This is a genomic window from Enterobacter sp. Crenshaw (assembly GCF_024734705.1).
Classification (GTDB): domain Bacteria; phylum Pseudomonadota; class Gammaproteobacteria; order Enterobacterales; family Enterobacteriaceae; genus Enterobacter; species Enterobacter asburiae_B.
Map to the genome: position 1 here is coordinate 1,496,866 of NZ_CP102932.1, position 24,576 is coordinate 1,521,441.

A 24,576-nucleotide genomic window follows, 5' to 3' on the forward strand; every position below is an offset into this window, starting at 1 on the left:
GGTTCACAAAATCTGTTTTTTGCTAATCGATAATGAAATTCTTTCTTTAATTCGAGAGTTAAAAAATGAAAAAAACAGTAATCGCGGTTTTATTACTATCGGGATATGCTTCGCTAAGTCCAGCGCAGGACGTTACCGTCATTTATACCAATGACCTGCATGCACATGTTGAGCCCTATAAACTCCCTTATGTTGCAGAAGGTAAAAGAGCTGTCGGTGGCTTCGCAAATATTGCGACTTACGTTAAGCAAGAAAAGCAAAAGAATAAGGCTACATTTTATTTCGATGCTGGAGATTACTTTACCGGTCCGTACATTAGCAGCCTGACAAAAGGGCGGGCAATCATAGATATTATGAATACAATGTCATTTGATGCTGCGTCTGTCGGCAATCATGAGTTCGACCATGGATGGGATAATACGCTGATACAGCTCAGTCAGGCTAAATTGCCGATACTGTTAGGGAACGTGTTTTATAAAAATAGTAATGTCCTTTTCTGGAATAAGCCGTATATCATCATCGAAAAGGATGGCGTTAAAATTGGGGTCATTGGGTTGCATGGCGTATTCGCTTTCGATGATACCGTTTCATCGTCAATGCGTCAGGGTATTGAAGCGCGTGACGAGGTGAAATATCTCCAGCGTTATCTGGATGAACTACGTGGAAAAGTAGATATAACCGTTGCACTCATGCATGAAGGTTTCCCTGCACGCCAGTCAAGTATCGGCAATACTGATGTCAAACGCGCCCTTGATAAGGATATCCAGACGGCGAAGCAGGTGAAAGGACTGGATATTCTGATTACCGGACATGCGCATGTTGGAACGCCGGAGCCGCTTAAAGTAGGTAACACGCTGGTGCTTTCGACTGACAGCGGTGGGGTTGATATTGGTAAGCTGGTCCTGGATGTGGATCTAAAAAAACATCACAACAAAATAAAAAGCTTCGAACTTAAAACCCTTTACGCTGATGAATGGAAACCCGATCCGGCAACTCAGAGTGTTATTGATAGCTGGAATAAACAGCTCTCCGAAACGGTTCGCCAAAAAGTTGGAGAGACGCCTGTTACGCTTACGCGCGCCTACGGGGAATCATCTTCGCTGGGCAATTTATTTACCGATGCAATGCTTGCTGCTGCGCCTGATGCGCAACTGGCGCTCACTAATTCAGGTGGTCTGCGGGCTGATTTGAATGCCGGTCCGATAACCCTCGGCGATGTTATTAGCGCGTTCCCGTTTCCAAATGAGCTTACCGTAATGGATTTGAATGGGAAATCCTTACGAAATCTTATGGAGCATAGTGCGTCACTCACTAACGGTGTTTTGCAGATGTCGAAAGGACTGGAGATGCGCTACGACCAACATAAACCTGTCGGGCAACGCGTTGTACTATTTACGCTTAATGGCAAGCCAATTGTAGACTCTGAAACCTATCGCGTAGCGACAAATAGTTTCCTTGCTCCTGGTGGCGATGGCTTTACTGCATTCATTGATGGTCAGAACAAACAGGTAAAAGGTGGATATAACCTTTCCGATGCGGTTATTGATTACCTGGTGAAAGGAAATAAGATCATTCCCCAACAGGTGAATGAGATGCGAGTAAAAGAAGTTACACAGTAATAATTAACAACAGGTGAATAATATGGCAATTACCTATCTTGGAATGGAACTCGCCCCTGCTAACAACCAGCTTGCGGTCTATCTGAAGTTTATAATTGATGAGGCGATAACATATTCCTATACGGTACTGGGAAGATCGACTAGCACGACAAGTTTAGACTTTACGTATTCATCAAATGACATTGTCTCTTTACCTGAGATAAAAATTCCGGTTATTGGACTGTATGCAAACTACCTTAACCATGTGCAGGTTGTCTTTAAAAACCTTAGCGGAGTGGAAGTTTTTAATCAAACCATCCAGGTAAGCACACAGGAACAACTCTACCGCGATGGGACAATTTTCCATATCGATATTGAGCAAACGGATCCCGCTAACTTCACGACCGTATGGGGAAACAGTTGGTTAATGACTACCAATTGTGATGGCTACGACCGGAACGGCGATCTTCGCTGCTATTATGCTCAGCCCTACCGTAATCAGATGCTAAAAACGCATAATGGTTATTTCTATATCGGCAGTGATGAAGATGAACACTGGTATGGGCGACGCTTTTTCAAAATCGATATTTTGGGCAACGAGATTCTGGAGTTTGATTTACGTGACCACGATGGTAACCGCTATGCTAACACCCACGATCTGATCTGGGATTCCGCCGATAATCTTTTCATGATTGGTAATGATAACCCGGACCGTTCGACCAACACGATGAGACAGGACGCATCAATTTTAAAATTTGATGAAAAGACAGGCGTGATGCTGTGGGCAAAAAATTATACCCGCGCATTTGATAATACTCAGATCCTGAATAACAGCCCCACAAACGATGCTCACCTTAACTCGCTTTCCTGGATCCCCGCGGGCGAGGCAAATGCTGAAGCGATTGTTGTTCATACTCGCTCTGCAGGCCTGACGTTTGGTATTTCTCCTGCCGACGGCAAGATATTATGGAGTATTAATACCGGGGGATTTAACGGTAATTTCGCAGCAGGACAGGGCGTTACGCAGATAGATACTTCCGGTATTGAGAGTTTTGAAAATGGTGCTCATACCGTATTCGTCACTAAAAATAGCGCTTTTGCTGGGTTAAGCAATGAGACTGAAGGAAAATTAGTTCTTTCGCTCTTTGATAATCGCTCCTGCGTTGATAATGAAGGCAATGCGGTTACTCGAGATATTACACGTGATTCAACGGCTGATGCTTACAAAACCGATCCTGCGAGAGTCATGTTCTATGCTGTTGATCTCGTCGCCAATACAGCAACCCAGACAGGTAGCATTATCCAGTTACCCTCCGATCGTGTTCCTCAGGTCACTGATTTTATGGGGGCAGCAATAGATTATGGTGACTACTATGGCATCTACACCAACCACGCACGCTCTTTCTTTATCAGCGATGCAACAGGCCATATTATTGCCACAATCTACGATCTGATTTGCTCGATGGATGGCTATCCAGAGTTCCCTGGTGAATGCTACCGGGCAAGGTTGTTTGCAAAAGACGAGCTTGATGCTTTGATAAATATAGGTTATCAGGTGGCAAACGGCTGGTAGCATAGCCAGACACAGCCATTAAAAGGGCATTGCTGTCGAACATACAGCCCTGACGCTGAATCGAACGGACAAATAATTGTTCAAATAATAGCCTGCAGCACAAAAAAGTAAGGCCGGGAAAATCCCGGCCTTAATTAATATTCATCTGCCATTACAGGCGAAAACAATTAGCGACTACGGAAGACAATGCGGCCTTTGCTCAGGTCGTACGGGGTCAGTTCAACAGTCACTTTGTCGCCCGTCAAAATGCGGATGTAGTTTTTGCGCATTTTACCGGAGATGTGCGCAGTTACCACGTGACCGTTTTCCAGCTCTACGCGAAACATGGTATTAGGCAACGTATCAAGTACGGTACCCTGCATTTCAATATTGTCTTCTTTGGCCATCTAATCCTCTGGGGTATCACTACCAAGTTTTGAACCGGCAAGATAATGCCGAAATTCATCAATTAAGTAAAGAATTGCGCGATTAAAACGCAGCAAAACAGTTTCGGCGCATTGCCCAAGCGTCACGGTACAACCGAACAGGAAGCGCATTCGTAAAGGGGAGACAACAGGATAAACGTCAGGACGTTATCTGAAGCGAGGGTCCCAAACGGCGGCGGGGCAACAGGCAGAAGCTACTCTGCGGCATAATTATAACACCCTCACAAAAAATATGCGGAAAACATTTAGGCATTGGGCATAAAGAGCGTTCTCGGTATCCAGAAGTCGCGCGGAAGCTTCTCCTGACGGCTGGTATCGAGATGTTCGATGTACTGGCGTCGCGGGATTTCAACAGCACCCAGCGAGGCCGTGTGCTCGTTGAGCACCTGACAATCGATCAGGCGTCCGCCGCGCTGGGCAAACGCCTCGCAGAAGACCAGCAGTGCGGTTTTCGAGGCGTTAACCGCACGAGTGAACATCGACTCGCCGCAAAATAGCGTGCCTTGCGCCACGCCGTACATGCCGCCGACGAGTGCTCCGCCTTCCCACACCTCGATGGAGTGGGCATAGCCAAGCTCATGGAGCTGGTGGTAGGCGGTAATGATATCGCGGGTTATCCATGTCCCTTCATAGCGGTCTTCGGCACAGCCTTCAATGACCTGACCAAAGGCGTGATTGAGGGTGACGCGGTAGGGTGATTTCGCATGGAAACGCTTCATGCTGCGGCTCGCGTGAAACTGCGCTGGCCACAGCACGGCACGCGGATCGGGGGACCACCATAAAATCGGATCGCCGGGGGAAAACCAGGGAAATATACCGCGCTGGTACGCCATTAAAAGCCGTGCGGGACTGAGGTCACCACCAAGGGCCAGCAGCCCGTTGGGCTCACGCAGCGCCCCTTCCGGAGAAGGGAACGCGATGTTATGACGAGAAAGCTGGACCAGGCGCATGACAGCAAAACTCCAGTACGCGAGTAAGGACGCTACAAATATAGTCTACAGACGCTGTTTAAACTGGTAGTAGCGACCCTGTTTCGCCAACAGCTCTGCGTGACTACCTTGCTCAATAATGTGTCCGTTGTCCATCACAATTATCCGATCAAAACTCGCCAGTCCGCGCAGGCGGTGTGTGACCATCAGCACGGTTTTGCCGGTCATGACATTCGCCAGCAAATCAAGGATTTGGCTCTCGGTGGTGGCATCCAGCCCCTCGGTGGGTTCGTCGAGCAGCATCAGCGGCGCATCGTGCAGCAGCGCGCGCGCAATTGCCAGACGGCGCAGTTCACCGCCGGACAGCTGACGGCCGCCTTCGCCCAGCCAGCTGTTAAGCCCGTCGTCCTCAAGCAGTTTTTGCAGCCCGACCTGCTCCAGCACGGCGCGAAGCGCATCATCAGAGGCCTCTGGCGCGGCCAGCAGCAGGTTATCGCGCAGTGTGGCGCTAAACAGATGCACGCGCTGCGGAACGACGCTCACCGTCTTGCGCAGGGCCTGCTCGCTGAAATCGGTCAGCAACGTGTTATTAAAACGAATCTGTCCGCGCTGCGGATCCCAGGCGCGGGTCAGCAACTGCAGCAGCGTCGATTTACCGCAGCCGGTACGGCCGAGGATCGCCATCCGCTGACCTGCGTTAACAGAAAGGTTAATACCGTCCAGCGCGTTCTGCGCCTGTTTGTCATAGGCGAAGGTGACATCTTCAAGCGTCAGCGCAACCTGCTCTGGTACCGCGGTCTGCCCGGCACTGAACGTGACTTCAGGCTCCTGCTCGGCAATCTGCGTGATGCGCAGGGCAGAGGCGATCACCTGGCCCAGATGCTGGAAGGCGCCCGTTACCGGGGCCAGCGCCTCAAACGCCGCCAGCGCGCAGAAGACGAAAAGGGCAATAAGTGGACCCGGCTGTGAATTCCCCCCGACATCGCCGGAAGCCAGCCACAGCATGGCAATCACCGCCACGCCGCCGATTAACATCATCAGCGCCTGAGAGAAGGCCGTCAGCTCCGACTGGCGGCGCTGGGCCTCATGCCAGTTAAGCTCCGTACTTTCCATGCGGGCGCGATAGCGCTTGCTGGCGCCAAAAATCGTCAGCTCTGCCTGCCCCTGAAGCCAGGAGGTGAGCTGCTGGCGGTAGTCCCCGCGCAGGCGCGTCAGGTTTTCCCCGGTGGATTTCCCGGCGCGGTAAAACAGCGGCGGCAGAATGATGAGCGTCAGCAGCATGATCCCGCCCAGCGTCAGCGCAACGGAAACATCCAGAACAGACAGCCCCAGCGTGACCACCACAATCACCACAAACGCGCCCACGATCGGGGAAATCACGCGCAGGTAAAGGTGATCCAGCGTGTCGACATCCGCAACGACACGGTTAAGTAACTCACCCTGACGAAAACGCGCCAGCCCGGCAGGGGAGAGGGGCAGCAGTTTGCTGAAGGTGTAGATGCGCAGGTGCTGCAGCACGCGGAAAGTGGCGTCGTGGCTGACCAGCCGTTCGAAATAGCGTCCGGCAGTCCGCGTGATGGCGGTACCGCGAACGCCGGCAGCCGGGAGCATATAGTTGAAGCTGTATAAACCGGCAAAGCCCGCGACGGCCGAGGCCGACAGGAACCAGCCGGAAAGCGTGAGCAGGCCAATGCTGGCGAGCAGCGTGACAATCGCCAGCACAATCCCCAGCGTCAGCATCCATTTGTGGCGTTTATAGAGCGCAAGATAAGGCAGCAGAGCACGCATCAGATGTCCTCCTGACGGTTCGCCAGCAGGGCGGCAAACGGTCCCTGCGCGGCAACGAGAGAGGCGTAATCGCCTTGCTCAACAATACGGCTGTTCTCCATGACCCAGATCTGATCCCAGTCGGCAATTCCCTCCAGCTGATGGGTAACCATCAGGGTGGTTTGCTGCCGGGAGGCGGCGTTCAGGGCCTCCATTACGCGCTGCTCGCTGTGGGCATCCAGGCTGGCGGCGGGCTCATCCAGCAGCATCAGCTGACAAGGATTCAACAACGCGCGGGCAACGGCTACGCGCTGCGCCTGTCCGACCGACAGCCCGGCGGACTGATCGCCGACCACGGTATCTACCCCCTGCGGAAGCAGCGGCAGAAACTCGCTGACCCAGGCGCGGTCGAGCACCGATAGCAGTTCATCTTCACGCGCGTCCGGGCGCGCCAGCAGAACGTTTTCACGCAGCGTAGAGGCTGGAAGCTGCGGGTTTTGTCCTACCCAACTGAGCTGTTTACGCCAGGCGTCTGGATCGAGGTTACGCAGTTCGGTTTTGTTGATCCGCAGTGAACCCGTGTAGGCCATAAAGCCGGATAGCGCATTCAGGAGCGAGCTTTTACCGGAACCGCTGGTGCCGACGAGCACCACCCGTTGTCCGGCAGGTAAGGTAAAATTCAGCGGACCCGCGAGCACTTTGCCTTCGGGTGACAGAATAGAAAAGTCCTGCGCTTCAATGGTCACGGGATCTTTAGCATTCAGCGTCACGTCACCCCGCTCCGGGTGTGCCAGCGGCGTTTCCAGGAATGTTTTCAGGCTATCGGCTGCGCCAACCGCCTGCGCTTTGGCGTGATAGAAGGTCCCCAGATCGCGAAGCGGTTGGAAAAACTCCGGGGCCAGGATCAGCGCCAGGAACCCGGCAGAAAGGGTCACCGCCGTGCCGTAATGGCCGAAATCCAGCGCGCCAAGGTAGGAGAAGCCAAAGTAGACCGCCACGAGGGCAATCGACAGCGAGGTAAAGAATTCCAGTACGCCGGAAGACAAGAAGGCGAGGCGTAACACTTCCATGGTGCGCTGACGGAAGTCCTGCGATGCCTGGCGAATATTTTCGGTTTCCGCTTCACCGCGGCCAAAAATGCGTAACGTCTCCATGCCGCGAAGACGATCGAGGAAATGGCCGCTCAGGCGACCCAGTGCCAGGAAGTTACGGCGGTTGGCATCCGCTGCCCCCATGCCGACCAGCGCCATAAACAGCGGGATCAGCGGGGCGGTGCCCATCAGAATCAGCGCAGCCATCCAGTTCACCGGGAAGATGGCGATCACGATCAGCAGCGGAACGAAGACGGCAAGGGCCATTTGCGGCAGATAGCGCGCATAGTAGTCGTGCATATCGTCAATCTGCTCAAGGATCAGCGTCGCCCAGCTACCGGCAGGTTTACCCTGGATCCACGCGGGCCCGGCTTCCTGAAGACGATCGAGCACCTGGCGGCGAATCTCGTAGCGGATGTGCTGTCCGGCGTGAAAACCGACGCGCTCACGCAGCCACACCACCCAGGCGCGCAGGATAAAAATCAGGATCAGGACAATAAAAGGCAGCAACAGCGCTTCGCGCGGGATGTTCTCCATGATCATGTGATTAAGAATGCGGGCCAGCAGCCATGCCTGGGCAACAATCAACAGACCGCTAACGAACCCCAGGAGACGGGAAATCGTAAGCCAGCGGCGGGAAATAACGCTTTGCTGTTTCAGCCAGCGTGTTAACTCTTGTTGACGGGTTTTTTCCATTGCGTACTTTGCAGGTGACGTTATTAGAAATTGGGCAGCGCAATGTTACAACGGGGAGACAATAAAGGCGACTTATCGCCGCCTTTATTTACGTTTGTTACTGACTTGTAAAGATTATTTACCTTGTTCAGCCAGTCCATCGAGGTAGCGTTCAGCGTCCAGAGCGGCCATACAGCCGGTGCCCGCAGAGGTAATCGCCTGACGATAAATGTGGTCCATCACGTCGCCAGCCGCGAACACGCCCGGGATGCTGGTCTGGGTCGCATTACCGTGAATGCCGGACTGCACTTTGATGTAGCCGTTTTCCAGCTCCAGCTGACCGTCGAAGATCGCGGTGTTCGGGCTGTGACCGATCGCCACGAACAGACCCGCCACTTCAAGCGTTTCGACGTTATCGGTGTTCTGGGTATCACGGATACGCAGACCGGCAACGCCCATCTGGTCGCCCGTCACCTCTTCCAGGGTACGGTTGGTGTGCAGCACGATGTTGCCGCTTGCCACTTTATCCATCAGACGTTTGATCAGGATCTTCTCCGCGCGGAAGGTTTCGCGACGGTGGATCAGGTGCACTTCAGAGGCAATGTTCGCCAGGTAGAGCGCTTCTTCCACTGCGGTGTTGCCGCCGCCGATGACCGCGACTTTCTGATTGCGGTAGAAGAAACCGTCACAGGTTGCGCAGGCAGAGACGCCGCGGCCTTTGAACGCTTCTTCGGATGGCAGACCGAGGTAACGGGCAGAGGCGCCGGTGGCGATGATCAGCGCGTCACAGGTGTATTCGCCGCTGTCGCCCGTCAGGCGGAACGGACGGTTCTGCAGATCGACCTTATTGATGTGGTCGAACAGAATTTCAGTTTCGAATTTAGCGGCATGCTCGTGCATACGTTCCATCAGCAGCGGCCCGGTCAGGTCGTTCGGGTCCCCTGGCCAGTTTTCCACTTCGGTGGTGGTGGTCAGCTGACCGCCTTTTTCCATGCCGGTGATGAGTACCGGGTGCAGGTTAGCGCGTGCAGCATAGACCGCTGCGGTATATCCCGCAGGTCCAGAACCAAGGATTAGCAGCTTACTGTGTTTGGCCGTGCCCATGAGATCCCCATTGTTGTTGGCAGACATTTGGCTGGATTGTAGGGAATTTGTTGTCGTAAAAAAAGAGCGCAGCAATTTTGATATCAATCTGTGTAATAGCCACGGGCGATGAATGAGGCGCTATAACATCACGCTTTCGCCTGAAAACCGGTCGTTTGTAAGGCAATAAAATGAGGATTAATACCCTGCCGTAATGAATATCCGGCATGTTGTACTAAAAAACGATGTTTTGCTTTGACAATCCCCTGCGCTTTTGCGAAAACATTCAAGGAAGAAAAAAAACCGCGTTAACCGTATGCCGCATAGGCATGCACGTAAATGCCATTTTTACCGGGTCAGTGAAATCTACGCATGGCGTGGACAGACGCCATACGTGATGTCGGTGACTGCCTTCGGGCAACGGTCTTCTTACCAACAGAACCCGAATCCGCATCGCGTCTAATACAAAACCAGGCGATGTGATGACTAACGGGTACAGGCTCTGAACAGTGATGTGCACAGGGTCCAGGCAGGAGTAGGGAAGGAATACAGAGAGACAATAATAATGGTAGATAGCAAGAAGCGCCCTGGCAAAGATCTCGACCGTATCGATCGTAACATTCTTAATGAATTGCAAAAGGATGGGCGTATTTCCAACGTCGAGCTTTCAAAACGTGTGGGACTTTCCCCGACGCCGTGCCTTGAGCGTGTGCGCCGACTGGAAAGACAGGGTTTCATTCAGGGCTATACTGCTCTGCTGAACCCGCATTATCTGGATGCCTCACTTCTGGTATTTGTTGAGATTACTCTGAATCGTGGTGCGCCGGATGTGTTTGAGCAATTTAACGCCGCTGTACAAAAACTTGAAGAAATTCAAGAGTGTCATCTGGTGTCCGGTGATTTCGACTACCTGTTGAAAACCCGTGTGCCTGATATGTCCGCCTACCGTAAGCTGCTGGGGGAAACCCTGCTGCGTCTGCCAGGCGTGAACGACACCCGTACGTATGTGGTGATGGAAGAGGTCAAACAGAGCAATCGTCTGGTTATTAAGACGCGCTAACACGGAACAGGTGCAAAATCAGCGTAGTTTGATTACACTCCTGTTAATCCATACAGCAACAGTGCCGGGGAGTCCCGGCGCTGTTGTCCGTTTTAGCAAAAAGGCAGGATATGCCTGATACCTGGAGAGCCTTTTTTGAGCCAGGAATACACTGAAGACAAAGAAGTCACACTATCGAAGCTAAGCAGCGGACGTCGTCTCCTCGAGGCTTTGCTGATTGTTATTGCCCTTTTTGCCGTCTGGCTGATGGCAGCCTTACTCAGTTTCAACCCCTCAGATCCCAGCTGGTCACAAACTGCATGGCATGAGCCTATCCATAATTTAGGCGGTGTCCCCGGTGCCTGGCTTGCGGACACGCTGTTCTTCATTTTCGGTGTGATGGCCTACACCCTTCCCGTCATTATCATTGGCGGATGCTGGTTTGCGTGGCGTCATCGTCAGAACGATGATTACATCGACTATTTTGCCGTGTCGCTGCGCCTGATTGGCGCGCTGGCGCTGATCCTCACCTCGTGCGGGCTGGCGGCAATCAATGCGGATGATATCTGGTACTTCGCCTCTGGCGGAGTGATCGGCAGTTTACTCAGTTCTGCGCTGCAGCCGATGCTGCACAGCAGCGGCGGCACGCTGGCGCTGCTCTGCATCTGGGCGGCCGGGCTGACGCTGTTTACCGGCTGGTCCTGGGTAAGCATTGCCGAGAAGATCGGAAGTTTTATCCTCACCATTCTGACTTTCGCCAGCAACCGTACTCGCCGTGACGATACGTGGGTTGATGAAGACGAGTACGAAGATGAAGAGGAAGATGACGCGCCTGTGCAGCGTCGAGAGTCTCGTCGTGCGCGTATTCTGCGCGGCGCGCTGGCGCGTCGTCAGCGTGTTGCTGAGAAATTTGCCAACCCGCTGGGTCGTAAAACCGATGCGGCGCTCTTCTCCGGTAAACGCATGGATGAAGACGAGCAGGTGGCGTATCGCGCTGCAGGTGTCGCCGTCGATCCTGACGATGTACTCTTCTCCGGCAGCCGGGCCACTCCGGGTGACTTCGACGAATACGATCCGCTGTTAAATGGTCATTCGGTTACCGAGCCGGTTGCAGCCGCCGCCGCCGCGACGACCGCTGCCCAGGCGTATGCCGCGCCTGTCGACGCCGTGATGCCAACGGCGCCGGTTTCGCCGCCGGAATCCGTTATTCAGCAGCCTCAGGTTGACTGGCAGACTGCGCCAGGCGTTCACACGCCGGAGCCGGTTATCGCACCTGAACCAGAGAGCTACATCCCTGTGCAGCAGGAGCAGTGGCAGCAGCCATATCAGCCGCCGCAGCCTGCGTATGAACCACAAGAGTACCCGCACTATGAACAGCCTGTGGCCCAACCTTATCAGGAGTATGTGCCTGAACCGGTTGAACCTGTGCAGCCTTATGTAGAGCCGCAGCCTGAACCTGAAATCGTGGAAGAGGTAAAACCCTCTCGTCCGCCGATGTACTATTTTGAAGAAGTTGAAGAGCGTCGCGCGCGTGAACGCGAGCAGCTGGCGGCCTGGTACCAGCCTGTGCCTGAACCGGTGCAGGAGCCGGTGACGAAAGCGCCTCCTGTTTCCGTTCCACCGATCGACCCGACGCCTGCAGTCGCACCCGTAGCGGAAAGCGTGAAGCAGGCTACCGCGGCCGCTGCCGTGGCTGCACCTGTTTTTAGCCTGGCAACCAGTGGCACACCACGTCCTCAGGTGAAGGAGGGAATTGGTCCGCAACTGCCTCGCCCTAACCGCGTTCGCGTTCCAACCCGCCGTGAGCTTGCCTCTTATGGCATCAAGCTGCCTTCCCAGCGTATGGCGGAAGAGAAAGCGCGCGAGCCTGAGTACGAAGATGACGCCGATGAAATGCAGCAGGACGAGCTGGCCCGTCAGTTCGCCGCGCAGCAGAATCAGCGCTACGGTGATGAATACCAGCACGATGAACCTATGCTGGAAGACGAAGAGGACGCGGCTGAAGCAGAACTGGCGCGCCAGTTCGCCGCCACCCAGCAGCAGCGCTATTCCGGTGAACAACCGGCTGGTGCAAATCCGTTCTCGCTGTCTGATTTTGAATTCTCGCCGATGAAGGATCTGGTGGATGATGGCCCTAGCGAGCCTTTATTTACCCCGAGCGTGATGCCGGAAGCGGAGCCTGTGCGCCAGCAGCCAGCGCCGCAGGCCTACGCGCAGCCGCAGCAGCCTGTTCAACAGCCGTATGCGCAGCCGCAGCAGCCTGTTCAGCAACCGCAGCAGCCACCACAGCCGCCGCAGTTCCAGCAGCCTGCGCCTCAGCCGCAGGAAAGTCTGATTCACCCTCTGCTGATGCGTAACGGTGACAGCCGTCCGCTACAGCGTCCAAGCACGCCGCTGCCGTCGCTGGATCTGTTAACGCCTCCGCCGTCAGAAGTGGAGCCGGTCGATACCTTCGCGCTGGAGCAGATGGCGCGTCTGGTTGAAGCGCGTCTGGCTGACTTCCGCATCAAAGCGGACGTGGTGAACTACTCGCCGGGTCCTGTGATCACCCGTTTTGAACTGAACCTGGCGCCCGGCGTTAAAGCCGCGCGTATTTCTAACCTGTCCCGCGACCTGGCGCGTTCTCTCTCGACCGTTGCGGTGCGAGTGGTGGAAGTGATACCGGGCAAACCGTACGTTGGCCTTGAGCTGCCGAACAAGAAACGTCAGACCGTCTACCTGCGTGAAGTGCTGGATAACACCAAATTCCGCGATAACCCATCTCCGCTGACCGTGGTGTTGGGTAAAGATATCGCTGGCGATCCGGTAGTCGCGGATCTCGCCAAAATGCCTCACCTGCTGGTCGCGGGTACCACCGGTTCCGGTAAGTCTGTTGGTGTGAACGCCATGATCCTCAGCATGCTCTATAAAGCGCAGCCGGAAGATGTGCGTTTCATTATGATCGACCCGAAAATGCTCGAACTGTCGGTCTACGAAGGCATCCCACATTTGCTGACCGAAGTGGTCACCGATATGAAGGACGCCGCCAACGCCCTGCGATGGAGCGTCAACGAGATGGAACGCCGCTACAAGCTGATGTCTGCGTTGGGCGTGCGTAACCTGGCCGGTTATAACGAGAAAATTGCCCAGGCTGTGCGCATGGGGCGTCCGATCCCGGATCCTTACTGGAAGCCGGGTGACAGCATGGATGCCCAGCATCCGGTGCTGGAAAAACTGCCTTATATCGTCGTGCTGGTCGATGAATTCGCTGACCTGATGATGACCGTCGGTAAGAAAGTAGAAGAGCTGATTGCCCGTCTGGCGCAGAAAGCGCGTGCGGCCGGTATTCACCTTGTGCTGGCGACCCAGCGTCCTTCCGTGGACGTGATCACTGGTCTTATCAAAGCGAACATCCCGACGCGTATCGCCTTTACCGTATCCAGTAAAATTGACTCCCGTACCATTCTTGACCAGGGCGGCGCAGAATCGCTGCTGGGTATGGGTGACATGCTCTATTCAGGCCCGAACTCCACCTCTCCGGTGCGTGTCCACGGTGCGTTCGTCCGCGATGAGGAAGTTCACGCCGTCGTGCAGGACTGGAAAGCGCGCGGTCGTCCGCAATACGTTGACGGTATTACCAGCGACACGGAAAGCGAAGGCGGCGGCGGTGGCTTCGACGGCGGCGAAGAGCTGGATCCGTTATTCGATCAGGCGGTTAACTTCGTTACCGAAAAACGCAAAGCGTCCATCTCTGGCGTGCAGCGTCAGTTCCGCATCGGCTATAACCGCGCGGCGCGCATCATTGAGCAGATGGAAGCGCAGGGCATTGTGAGCGAGCAGGGGCATAACGGTAACCGCGAGGTGCTGGCACCGCCGCCGTTTGATTAACCTTCAGCGATTGCAAAGAAGGGTAAATCAGCCAAAATTAAGCATTTTCTTCTGTCGCCTGCCTTCGGGCAGGTCCAGAATAGAAGACGGAAACCCCATATCGGGAAGACGTATTTTAAGGAATAACAATGAAAAAAATCGCCATCGCCTGTGCATTACTCACCAGTTTTGTCGCCAGCAGCGTCTGGGCTGATGCAGCCAGCGACCTTAAAAGCCGACTGGATAAAGTAAGCAGCTTCCACGCCAGCTTCACGCAAAAAGTGACTGACGGCAGCGGCAACGCGGTGCAGGAAGGTCAGGGAGATTTGTGGGTAAAACGCCCAAATCTGTTCAACTGGCACATGACCCAGCCGGATGAGAGCATCCTGGTGTCTGACGGCAAAACCTTATGGTTCTTCAACCCGTTCGTTGAGCAGGCAACGGCGACCTGGCTGAAAGATGCCACCAGCAATACGCCGTTTATGCTGATTGCCCGTAACCAGTCCAGCGACTGGCAGCAGTACAATATTAAACAGACGGGTGACGAGTTTGTCCTGACGCCGAAAGGCAGTAACGGCAACCTGAAGCAGTTCACCATTAACGTAAGCACCAACGGTACGATTAATCAGTTTGGCGCGGTTGAGCAGGACGATCAGCGCAGCAGCTACCAGCTCAAGTCTCAGCAAAACGGCGCCGTTGATGCATCGAAATTCACCTTTACCCCGCCGCAGGGCGTAACGGTGGACGACCAACGCAATAAGTAAGAGGCGTGAGTGGGCAATCTGTCGCTCGATTTTTCAGATAACGCGTTTCAACCTCTGGCCGCCCGTATGCGGCCAGAAAATTTAGCGCAGTACATCGGCCAGCAACATCTGCTGGCTGCCGGTAAGCCATTGCCGCGCGCCATTGAGGCCGGGCATCTTCACTCCATGATCCTCTGGGGCCCCCCTGGCACCGGCAAGACTACGCTTGCAGAAGTTATCGCCCGCTATGCCAACGCGGACGTTGAACGTATCTCGGCGGTCACCTCCGGCGTGAAAGAGATCCGTGAGGCGATCGAGCGTGCGCGGCAGAACCGCAACGCCGGGCGGCGTACCATCCTCTTCGTGGACGAAGTCCACCGCTTCAACAAGAGCCAGCAGGATGCCTTCCTGCCGCATATTGAAGACGGCACGATCTTCTTCATTGGTGCGACCACCGAAAACCCATCGTTTGAACTGAACTCGGCGCTGCTTTCCCGCGCGCGCGTTTACCTGCTCAAATCGCTCACCACCGAGGATATCGAAAAGGTTCTCACCCAGGCGATGGACGACAAAGCGCGCGGCTACGGCGGGCAGGATATCGTTCTGCCTGACGACACGCGTCGTGCGATTGCCGAGTTGGTCAACGGTGATGCGCGGCGTGCGCTGAACACGCTGGAAATGATGGCCGATATGGCCGAAATCGACGATGCCGGGAAGCGGGTTCTGAAACCGGAACTGCTCACTGAAATTGCGGGTGAACGCAGCGCGCGTTTCGATAACAAAGGCGACCGTTTTTATGACCTGATCTCGGCGCTGCATAAGTCCGTGCGCGGCAGCGCACCGGATGCGGCGCTTTACTGGTACGCGCGCATTATCACTGCGGGCGGCGATCCTTTGTATGTCGCGCGTCGCTGTCTGGCGATTGCGTCAGAAGATGTCGGCAATGCCGATCCTCGCGCCATGCAGGTTGCGCTGTCGGCCTGGGACTGCTTCACCCGCGTTGGACCTGCGGAAGGCGAACGTGCCATTGCGCAGGCGATTGTTTATCTGGCCTGCGCGCCGAAAAGCAATGCGGTTTATACCGCCTTTAAAGCGGCGATGTCCGATGCGCGTGAACGTCCGGACTACGATGTGCCGGTTCACCTGCGTAACGCGCCGACCAAACTGATGAAAGAGATGGGGTATGGGCAGGAGTATCGTTACGCTCATGATGAACCCAATGCCTACGCTGCCGGGGAGGAATATTTCCCGCAGGAGATGGCACAAACGCGCTATTATCACCCCACAAACAGAGGTCTTGAAGGCAAGATTGGTGAAAAGCTCACCTGGCTCGCCGGACAGGATCAAAATAGCCCTATAAAACGCTACCGTTAGTTCAATCGTTGCGGTAATGTTGGCAATGTATCCTTGTGGCCGCAGGCTGTGGTCACATTTTCCTATTTTAATTCGATAAGCACAGGATAAGCATGCTCGATCCCAATCTGCTGCGTAATGAGCCAGACGCAGTCGCTGAAAAACTGGCACGCCGGGGCTTTAAGCTGGATGTAGATAAGCTGCGCGCTCTCGAAGAGCGTCGTAAAGTTCTGCAGGTACAAACTGAAAATCTGCAGGCAGAGCGTAACTCTCGATCGAAATCCATCGGCCAGGCGAAAGCGCGCGGGGAAGATATTGAGCCATTACGCCTGGAAGTGAACAAACTGGGTGAAGAACTGGATCAGGCAAAAGCTGAGCTGGACGTTCTTCAGGCCGAGATTCGTGATATTGCCCTGGCTATCCCGAATATTCCTGACGACAGCGTGCCTGTCGGCAAAGATGAAAACGACAACGTTGAAGTGAAACGCTGGGGTACGCCTCGTGAGTTTGACTTCGAAGTGCGCGATCACGTGACGCTGGGCGAAATGCACGCGGGCCTGGACTTTGCGGCAGCGGTTAAGCTGACCGGCTCTCGTTTTGTGGTGATGAAAGGCCAGATTGCCCATCTGCACCGCGCGCTGGCGCAGTTCATGCTGGATCTGCACACCGAGCAGCATGGCTACAGCGAAACCTACGTGCCGTATCTGGTCAACCACGATACGCTGTACGGTACGGGCCAGCTGCCGAAATTTGCCGGCGATCTGTTCCATACCCGTCCGCTGGACGAGGAAGCAGACAGCAGCAACTACGCGCTGATCCCAACCGCTGAAGTGCCGCTGACTAACCTCGTGCGTGATGAGATCATCGATGAAGACGACCTGCCAATTAAGCTGACGGCACATTCACCGTGCTTCCGTTCTGAAGCAGGTTCTTACGGTCGCGACACGCGCGGTCTGATCCGTATGCACCAGTTCGACAAAGTTGAGATGGTGCAGATCGTCCGTCCTGAAGAGTCCATGGACGCGCTGGAAGAGATGACCGGTCACGCTGAGAAAGTGCTGGAGCTGCTGGGTCTGCCGTACCGTCGTATGGCCCTGTGCACAGGTGATATGGGCTTTGGCGCCTGCAAAACCTTCGATCTGGAAGTGTGGGTTCCTGCGCAGAACACCTACCGTGAGATCTCCTCCTGCTCTAACGTCTGGGATTTCCAGGCGCGTCGTATGCAGGCACGCTGCCGCAGCAAATCTGACAAGAAAACCCGTCTGGTGCATACCCTGAACGGTTCTGGTCTGGCTGTAGGCCGTACGCTGGTTGCCGTGCTGGAAAACTATCAGCAGGCAGACGGTCGTATTGAGATCCCTGAAGTGCTGCGTCCATACATGAAAGGCCAGCAGTACATCGGCTAATTCTTTGCCTCACAACAAAAAAGCGCCTTAAGGCGCTTTTTTTATGCCGCTGAATTGACACGACGCAATACCCCCTCCCTCTAAAGTAGTAATACTCCTCCGAATGAAAGTCAGCATAAAAAGCTGATTACGTAAAAATTCGTTGTATATAAAACTACATAGCGGTTTGCGCCGCCACTCTTTTCTTTGTGAGCAACCAAAGTGAGTCTCTATGAAAATCAACGCGCCTGAAGCATTAATGGCTGCCGAGGTCACTCGCCGTGGGTTGATGAAAACCACGGCGATAGGCGGCCTGGCCGTAGCCAGCAGCGCCTTCACGCTTCCTTTTACCCGACTGGCCTCAGCGGCGGATGCACTATCCCCAGCTTCAGCTCCGGAAAAAGTGGTGTGGAGTGCTTGTACCGTTAACTGCGGTAGCCGTTGTCCGCTGCGTATGCATGTGGTGGATGGCGAAATTAATTATGTCGAAACCGACAATACCGGGGACGATAACTATGAAGGGTTACATCAGGTTCGTGCCTGCTTGCGCGGCCGCTCCATGCGTCGTCGCGTGTATAATCCGGACCGCCTGAAATATCCGATGAAGCGCGTCGGTAAGCGTGGGGAAGGGAAGTTCGAGCGGATTAGCTGGGATGAAGCCTACGACATTATCGCCACCAATATGCAGCGCCTTATCAAAGAGTACGGCAACGAATCCATCTACCTGAACTACGGCACCGGGACGCTCGGCGGTACGCTGACCCGCTCCTGGCCACCGGGTAAAACGCTGGTGGCACGCCTGATGAACTGCTGCGGCGGTTATCTCAATCACTATGGTGACTACTCATCGGCGCAGATTGCTGCGGGCCTGAACTACACCTACGGCGGCTGGGCGGACGGCAACAGCCCGTCCGATATCGAAAACAGTAAGTTGGTCGTCCTGTTCGGTAACAACCCGGGCGAAACCCGCATGAGCGGCGGCGGGGTAACCTATTACCTCGAACAGGCCCGCGCCAAATCCAATGCCCGCATGATCATTATCGATCCGCGCTATACCGACACCGGCGCCGGACGTGAAGACGAGTGGATCCCAATCCGTCCGGGTACCGATGCAGCGCTGGTCTCGGCGCTTGCGTGGGTAATGATCACAGAAAATCTCGTCGATCAGCCTTTCCTGGATAAATACTGCGTCGGCTATGACGAGAAAACCCTGCCAGCCAGCGCGCCTGCTAACGGTCATTATAAAGCCTATATTCTCGGGCAGGGCAGCGACGGCGTGGCGAAAACGCCCGAGTGGGCGTCCACCATCACCGGTATTCCGCCCGAGCGTATCGTTCAGCTGGCGCGTGAGATTGGCTCGGCCAAACCGGCCTACATCAGCCAGGGCTGGGGACCGCAGCGCCATGCGAATGGCGAAATCGCGACCCGTGCGATCTCCATGCTCTCCATTCTGACCGGCAACGTCGGTATTCACGGCGGGAACACCGGCGCGCGTGAAGGCTCGTATGAAGTGCCGTTTGAACGTATGCCGACGCTGGATAACCCTGTTCAGACCAGCATCTCCATGTTTATGTGGACCGATGCGATTGAACGTGGTCCTGAAATGACCGCCCTGCGCGACGGCGTGCGCGGCAAGGACAAGCTGGACGTGCCGATCAAGATGATCTGGAACTATGCCGGTAACTGTCTCATCAACCAGCACTCCGAAATCAACCGCACCCATGAAATCCTGCAGGATGACAAGAAGTGCGAGATGATTGTGGTCATCGACTGCCACATGACCTCCTCGGCGAAATACGCCGATATCCTGCTGCCGGACTGCACCGCCTCTGAGCAGATGGATTTCGCGCTGGATGCCTCCTGCGGCAACATGTCCTACGTGATTTTTACGGATCAGGCCATCAAACCGCGCTTCGAGTGCAAAACCATTTATGAGATGACCTCTGAGCTGGCGAAACGTCTTGGCGTTGAGCAGCAGTTTACCGAGGGGCGTACACAGGAAGGGTGGATGCGCCATCTGCATGAACTCTCCCGTAAGGCGGTCCCTGACCTGCCTGATTTCGATACCTTCCGCAAGCAGGGTATGTACAAACAGCGCGATCCGGAAGGGCACCACGTGGCGTACAAAGCGTTCCGTGAAGATCCGCAGGCGAACCCGCTGACCACGCCGTCGGGCAAAATCGAAATCTACTCCGAAGAGCTGGCAAAAATCGCGTCGACCTGGGAGCTGCCGGAAGGGGACGTTATCGATCCGCTGCCGATCTACACGCCGGGTTTTGAGAACTACAACGATCCGCTGACGGCGAAATTCCCGCTGCAGCTGACCGGTTTCCACTACAAAGCGCGCGTTCACTCCACCTACGGCAACGTCGACGTACTGAAAGCCGCCTGCCGTCAGGAGATGTGGATCAACCCGATGGATGCTAAAGCACGCGGCATCAGCAATGGCGATCGCGTGCGCATCTTCAACGGCCGCGGCGAGGTGCACATTGAAGCTAAGGTGACGCCGCGCATGATGCCAGGCGTGGTGGCGCTGGGGGAAGGGGCCTGGTACAGCCCTGATGCCAACCGCATAGACCAGGCGGGCAGTATTAACGTGCTGACCACGCAGCGTCCGTCGCCGCTGGCGAAGGGCAACCCATCCCACACAAACCTTGTCCAGGTTGAAAAGGTTTAAGGAGTAGCCGATGACAACCCAGTATGGATTTTTTATCGATTCCAGCCGTTGCACCGGGTGCAAAACCTGCGAGCTGGCCTGTAAAGATTACAAAGACCTGACTCCTGACGTCAGCTTCCGCCGCATCTACGAATACGCCGGGGGCGACTGGCAGGAAGATAACGGCGTCTGGCATCAGAACGTCTTTGCCTATTACCTGTCGATTGCCTGTAACCACTGTGAAGATCCGGCCTGCACCAAGGTCTGCCCGAGTGGGGCGATGCACAAGCGTGAAGACGGTTTTGTGGTGGTGGACGAAGATGTCTGCATCGGCTGTCGGTACTGCCACATGGCGTGCCCGTACGGCGCGCCGCAGTACAACGCCGCTAAAGGTCATATGACCAAATGCGACGGTTGCCACACCCGCGTGGCGGACGGCAAAAAGCCGATTTGCGTCGAGTCCTGTCCGCTGCGCGCGCTGGACTTCGGCCCGATTGAAGAACTGCGTCAAAAACACGGTCAGCTTGCCGCAGTGGCACCGCTGCCGTCTGCGCACTTCACGAAGCCGAGCATTGTGATTAAACCTAACGCCAACAGCCGTCCTACAGGTGACACCACCGGCTACCTGGCAAATCCGAAGGAGGTGTGAGATGGGAAGTGGATGGCATGAATGGCCGCTGATGATCTTCACGGTCTTTGGCCAGTGCGTGGCGGGCGGTTTCATTGTGCTCGCGCTGGCGCTGTTAAAAGGGAACCTCAATGCCGAACAGCAGCAGCGTTTAGTGTTGAGCATGTTTGGCCTGTGGGTGCTGATGGGGATTGGCTTTATAGCCTCTACGCTGCACCTGGGTTCGCCGATGCGCGCGTTTAACTCTTTGAACCGCGTGGGGGCCTCATCCCTCAGTAACGAGATTGCCAGCGGGGCAATTTTCTTTGCCGTCGGTGGGCTGGGCTGGCTGCTGGCCGCTATGAAGAAGTTGCCTGCGGGTTTGCGCAGCCTGTGGCTGATCGTGACCATGGTGCTGGGCGTGGTGTTCGTGTGGATGATGGTGCGCGTCTATAACACCATCGATACCGTTCCAACCTGGTACAGCGTCTGGACGCCGATGAGCTTCTTCCTGACGATGTTTATCGGCGGGCCGCTGCTGGGCTACCTGCTGCTGCGCGTGGCGGGCGTAGACGGGTGGGCAATGCGTTTTCTGCCGGCTGTTTCGCTGCTGGCGCTGGTGGTGAGTGCGATGGTCGCCCTGATGCAGGGGGCAGAACTGGCAACCATTCACAGCTCTATCCAGCAGGCTTCTGCCCTGGTGCCGGACTACGGTTCTCTGATGGCCTGGCGCATCGTTCTGCTGGTCGCGGCGTTGGTATTCTGGATCGCTCCTCAGCTTAAAGGTTATCAGCCCGCGCTGCCGCTGCTGTCACTGGCCTTTGTGCTGGTCCTGGCGGGTGAACTGATTGGCCGCGGTGTGTTCTACGGGTTGCATATGACCGTTGGTATGGCTATCGCCAGTTAACGTTGCATTGAGTTATATCAAGCCGGGCCTGAGTGCCCGGCTTTTTCTTTTTTCGATCATGAAATTTTTCGACTGTCGTTTTGTTTTAATTTCGCCCATTAATAAATAAAAACAGACACATAATTAATATCTATAGCAGGCGTGGCATTAGCAGGATAAGTTTTTTAAATCGACAGGGAACATATTGTGCGAGGCGGCTAAGTCAGTGGATTGACTTTGGTTTTGCCAGTGGCATGATGCGCACGAAATCTGAACTTCCTCACGGTTTTTAATCCATGACCACCTATACCCGGCCAGTGCTTCTGTTGCTTTGTGGCCTGCTTCTGTTGACCCTGGCGATCGCAGTGTTAAATACGCTCGTCCCGCTATGGCTCGCCCATGAAAACTTACCGACCTGGCAGGTGGGTATGGTCAGCTCGTCCTTTTTTACCGGGAACCTGCTGGGTACGCTAATGACCGGGAGCCTGATTAAGCGCTTTGGCTTTAATCGCAGCTATTATCTGGCTTCGCTGATTTTCGCCGCCGGGTGTGCCGGGCTGGGCCTGATGGTCGGCTTCTGGAGCTGGATGGCATGGCGCTTTATCGCAGGCGTAGGCTGCGCGATGATTTGGGTGGTGGTTGAAAGCGCGCTGATGTGCAGCGGCACCTCCCGCAACCGCGGACGCCTGCTGGCGGCCTATATGATGGTTTATTACGTCGGCACCGTGCTGGGTCAACTGATGGTCAGCAAGCTGCCAACCGACCTGATGAGCGTTCTGCCGTGGGTAACAGGCATGGTGCTCGCCGCGATCCTGCCGCTGCTCTTCACGCGCATTGTGAACCAGAACAGCGAGCATCAGGAATCGACCCACGTCTGGCCGATGCTCAGACTCCGTCAGGCGCGTCTGGGCGTTAACGGCTGCATTATCTCGGGGATTGTACTGGGCTCGCTCTACGGCCTGATGCCGCTCTATCTGAATCATCAGGGCGTCAGCGATTCCGGAATTGGTTTCTGGATGGCGGTGATGGTGAGTGCGGGGATCGTCGGGCAGTGGCCGATTGGCCGTCTGGCGGACCGCTTCGGTCGTCTGCTGGTGCTGCGCGTTCAGGTCTTTGTGGTCATCATGGGATGCCTTGCCATGCTCAGCAACGCCGCGATGGCGCCTGCGCTGTTTATTCTCGGGGCCGCCGGCTTTACGCTCTATCCGGTCGCGATGGCCTGGGCCTGTGAGAAAGTTGAACATCACCAACTGGTGGCAATGAACCAGGCGCTGTTACTGAGCTATACCATCGGCAGCTTATTAGGGCCGACATTTACCGCGATGCTGATGCAGAATTACTCTGATAATTTATTGTTTATCATGATCGCCAGCGTATCGTTTATTTATCTCTTAATGCTGCTGCGCAAAGTGGGCGAACACCCAACGCCTGTGGCACATGCCTGATTAAATAAAAGCCTGTCGATGACAGGCTTTTTTGTCCCTGTCACAACTAAGAGTTTTACTTATTGTTTGTTTATTGCGCCAGGCGATAATTCATGTGAGTCCTACCACTATAAGGCAGCAATCATGTCTATTCGTCGTTTTTCCACTACCGCACTTGCCGTAGTGTTGTCTTTAACGTTTGCAACGGCTCCGGTCATGGCTAATCTTGGAAACGGGAATGGCGGTGGTCACGGAAACGGTGGCGGGCAAGGTAATGGCGGCAATCATGGTAACGGGAATTCTGGTAACCATGGCAATAAGCAAAATAACGGTCAGGATAACCCTGGAAAATCGGATAAAAGCTTTAAAAGCAGTAAAGATGTCGGTAACGATGTCGACGCTCGCGTGAGCTTCGATCATGCCCGCCATCTGGCGCTGAACTATGGCTTAACGGGCTATGACTCTCTGCCTCCGGGGATCGCGAAAAACCTGGCGCGCGGTAAGCCGTTGCCTCCGGGCATTGCGAAGAAAACCGTGCCGGCCTCAATGCTGGGCCAGCTTCCTTCCTACCCTGGCTATGAATGGCGCGTGGTCGGAGACGACCTGGTTTTAATTGCGCTGAGTACAGCCATTGTGACGTCCGTTATTAACGGCGTCTTTAAATAGAATATAAAAAGGCCCGGTTTTCACCGGGCTTTTCTTTAATACATCACCTTGTGGCCGTATTGCTCAAGAATACCTTTGACGCGTTCCATCGTCTCTTTCTTCGGCGGCTTCACGCCATCGAGTTTGTACTCTTCGCCCATTGCCACCCATTTATGTTTACCCAGCTCGTGATAGGGCAGAAGCTCGATTTTCTCGACGTTGCCCATGTCGCGGGTAAATTCCCCCAGGCTGTGCGCGGAGTCGTCATCATCTGACCAGCCGGGAACCACCACGTAGCGGATCCAGGTTTTGATGCCTTTATCGGCAATGTATTTGGCGAATTCCAGCGTGCGGTGGTTTGAGACGCCAACGAGGTTCTGGTGGATCTCATCGTTCATCTGTTTGAGATCGAGCATGACCAGATCGGTCACTTCAAGCAGCTCGTCGATAACCGGATCGTAACGGCGTACGAAGCCGTTGGTGTCGAGGCAGGTATGAATGCCTTCTTTATGGCAGGCGCGGAACCAGTCGCGGACAAATTCAGCCTGCAGAATGGCTTCACCCCCGGATGCGGTGACGCCGCCGCCGGACGCGTTCATAAAGTGGCGGTAGGTCACCACCTCTTTCATCAAGTCTTCAACGGTCACTTCTTTACCGCCGTGCGTATCCCAGGTGTCACGGTTATGGCAGTACAGGCAGCGCATCAGGCAGCCCTGGAAAAAAGTGATGAAGCGGATGCCCGGGCCATCGACGGTGCCACAGGATTCAAAGGAGTGAATGCGACCAATAATTGACATTGCGGTGATATCTCCAGCATCGGCCCGTCCGGGGCCTGAGTATGCACAGCTCAA

General features: G+C 55.0%; 18 protein-coding genes. 12 read left to right on the forward strand and 6 right to left on the reverse strand.

Features of this window, described 5'->3' with window-relative positions; translation table 11 throughout:
* The first annotated feature begins 65 nt into the window (after positions 1–65).
* Positions 66–1,619 carry a bifunctional UDP-sugar hydrolase/5'-nucleotidase gene (locus tag NWV12_RS07030; RefSeq protein ID WP_048979704.1) on the forward strand — a complete coding sequence of 518 codons (1,554 nt, stop codon included), beginning with the start codon at positions 66–68 and terminating at the stop codon, positions 1,617–1,619.
* A gap of 22 nt (positions 1,620–1,641) precedes the next feature.
* Positions 1,642–3,171 (forward strand): aryl-sulfate sulfotransferase, encoded by a 1,530-nt coding sequence (locus NWV12_RS07035; RefSeq protein ID WP_048979705.1) that lies wholly within the window; start codon positions 1,642–1,644, stop codon positions 3,169–3,171.
* A gap of 167 nt (positions 3,172–3,338) precedes the next feature.
* Here the strand turns inward: NWV12_RS07035 and infA are convergent, their stop codons facing one another.
* The 5 genes from infA to trxB form a co-directional block, all read right to left on the reverse strand.
* A complete protein-coding gene (gene infA / locus NWV12_RS07040; protein WP_002211347.1) occupies positions 3,339–3,557 on the reverse strand; it encodes a translation initiation factor IF-1 in 219 nt (72 codons plus the stop codon).
* A gap of 284 nt (positions 3,558–3,841) precedes the next feature.
* Positions 3,842–4,546: a leucyl/phenylalanyl-tRNA--protein transferase gene (aat, locus tag NWV12_RS07045; RefSeq protein WP_048979706.1), complete on the reverse strand. Its 705-nt coding sequence runs from the start codon at positions 4,544–4,546 to the stop codon at positions 3,842–3,844.
* A gap of 45 nt (positions 4,547–4,591) precedes the next feature.
* A complete protein-coding gene (cydC, locus tag NWV12_RS07050; protein WP_048979707.1) occupies positions 4,592–6,313 on the reverse strand; it encodes a cysteine/glutathione ABC transporter ATP-binding protein/permease CydC in 1,722 nt (573 codons plus the stop codon).
* Positions 6,313–8,079 (reverse strand): cysteine/glutathione ABC transporter permease/ATP-binding protein CydD, encoded by a 1,767-nt coding sequence (gene cydD / locus NWV12_RS07055; RefSeq protein ID WP_048979709.1) that lies wholly within the window; start codon positions 8,077–8,079, stop codon positions 6,313–6,315. The genes cydC and cydD overlap by 1 nt, the downstream gene beginning before the upstream one ends.
* Positions 8,080–8,193: 114 nt before the next feature.
* Positions 8,194–9,162, reverse strand: a complete 969-nt coding sequence (trxB, locus tag NWV12_RS07060) for a thioredoxin-disulfide reductase (protein ID WP_032638969.1) — start codon at positions 9,160–9,162, stop codon at positions 8,194–8,196.
* 544 nt (positions 9,163–9,706) lie between these two features.
* Between trxB and lrp the strand changes: the two genes are divergently transcribed.
* The 10 genes from lrp (at position 9,707) to NWV12_RS07110 (ending at position 23,746) form a co-directional block, all read left to right on the forward strand.
* Positions 9,707–10,201 (forward strand): leucine-responsive transcriptional regulator Lrp, encoded by a 495-nt coding sequence (gene lrp / locus NWV12_RS07065; protein ID WP_000228469.1) that lies wholly within the window; start codon positions 9,707–9,709, stop codon positions 10,199–10,201.
* 135 nt (positions 10,202–10,336) lie between these two features.
* Complete coding sequence (locus NWV12_RS07070; RefSeq protein WP_048979712.1) at positions 10,337–14,047, forward strand: DNA translocase FtsK 4TM domain-containing protein; 3,711 nt, start codon at positions 10,337–10,339, stop codon at positions 14,045–14,047.
* A 128-nt stretch (positions 14,048–14,175) separates the two neighbouring features.
* A complete protein-coding gene (gene lolA, locus NWV12_RS07075) occupies positions 14,176–14,790 on the forward strand; it encodes an outer membrane lipoprotein chaperone LolA (protein ID WP_023310983.1) in 615 nt (204 codons plus the stop codon).
* 9 nt (positions 14,791–14,799) lie between these two features.
* Positions 14,800–16,143: a replication-associated recombination protein RarA gene (gene rarA / locus NWV12_RS07080; RefSeq protein ID WP_033145084.1), complete on the forward strand. Its 1,344-nt coding sequence runs from the start codon at positions 14,800–14,802 to the stop codon at positions 16,141–16,143.
* Positions 16,144–16,235: 92 nt separating this feature from the next.
* Positions 16,236–17,528, forward strand: coding sequence for a serine--tRNA ligase (serS, locus tag NWV12_RS07085; RefSeq protein WP_008499983.1), 1,293 nt, complete (start codon positions 16,236–16,238; stop codon positions 17,526–17,528).
* Between the two features lie 211 nt (positions 17,529–17,739).
* Complete coding sequence (gene dmsA / locus NWV12_RS07090) at positions 17,740–20,184, forward strand: dimethylsulfoxide reductase subunit A (protein ID WP_048979713.1); 2,445 nt, start codon at positions 17,740–17,742, stop codon at positions 20,182–20,184.
* 10 nt (positions 20,185–20,194) lie between these two features.
* Positions 20,195–20,812: a DMSO/selenate family reductase complex B subunit gene (locus NWV12_RS07095; RefSeq protein ID WP_021240882.1), complete on the forward strand. Its 618-nt coding sequence runs from the start codon at positions 20,195–20,197 to the stop codon at positions 20,810–20,812.
* A 1-nt stretch (position 20,813) separates the two neighbouring features.
* Positions 20,814–21,677 carry a dimethyl sulfoxide reductase anchor subunit family protein gene (locus NWV12_RS07100; RefSeq protein WP_101744465.1) on the forward strand — a complete coding sequence of 288 codons (864 nt, stop codon included), beginning with the start codon at positions 20,814–20,816 and terminating at the stop codon, positions 21,675–21,677.
* A gap of 275 nt (positions 21,678–21,952) precedes the next feature.
* Positions 21,953–23,101, forward strand: a complete 1,149-nt coding sequence (locus NWV12_RS07105) for an MFS transporter (RefSeq protein ID WP_048979716.1) — start codon at positions 21,953–21,955, stop codon at positions 23,099–23,101.
* 123 nt (positions 23,102–23,224) lie between these two features.
* Positions 23,225–23,746: an anti-virulence regulator CigR family protein gene (locus NWV12_RS07110; protein ID WP_048979717.1), complete on the forward strand. Its 522-nt coding sequence runs from the start codon at positions 23,225–23,227 to the stop codon at positions 23,744–23,746.
* Between the two features lie 35 nt (positions 23,747–23,781).
* Here the strand turns inward: NWV12_RS07110 and pflA are convergent, their stop codons facing one another.
* Positions 23,782–24,522, reverse strand: coding sequence for a pyruvate formate lyase 1-activating protein (pflA, locus tag NWV12_RS07115; protein WP_048979719.1), 741 nt, complete (start codon positions 24,520–24,522; stop codon positions 23,782–23,784).
* Between the last annotated feature and the right edge of the window lie 54 nt (positions 24,523–24,576).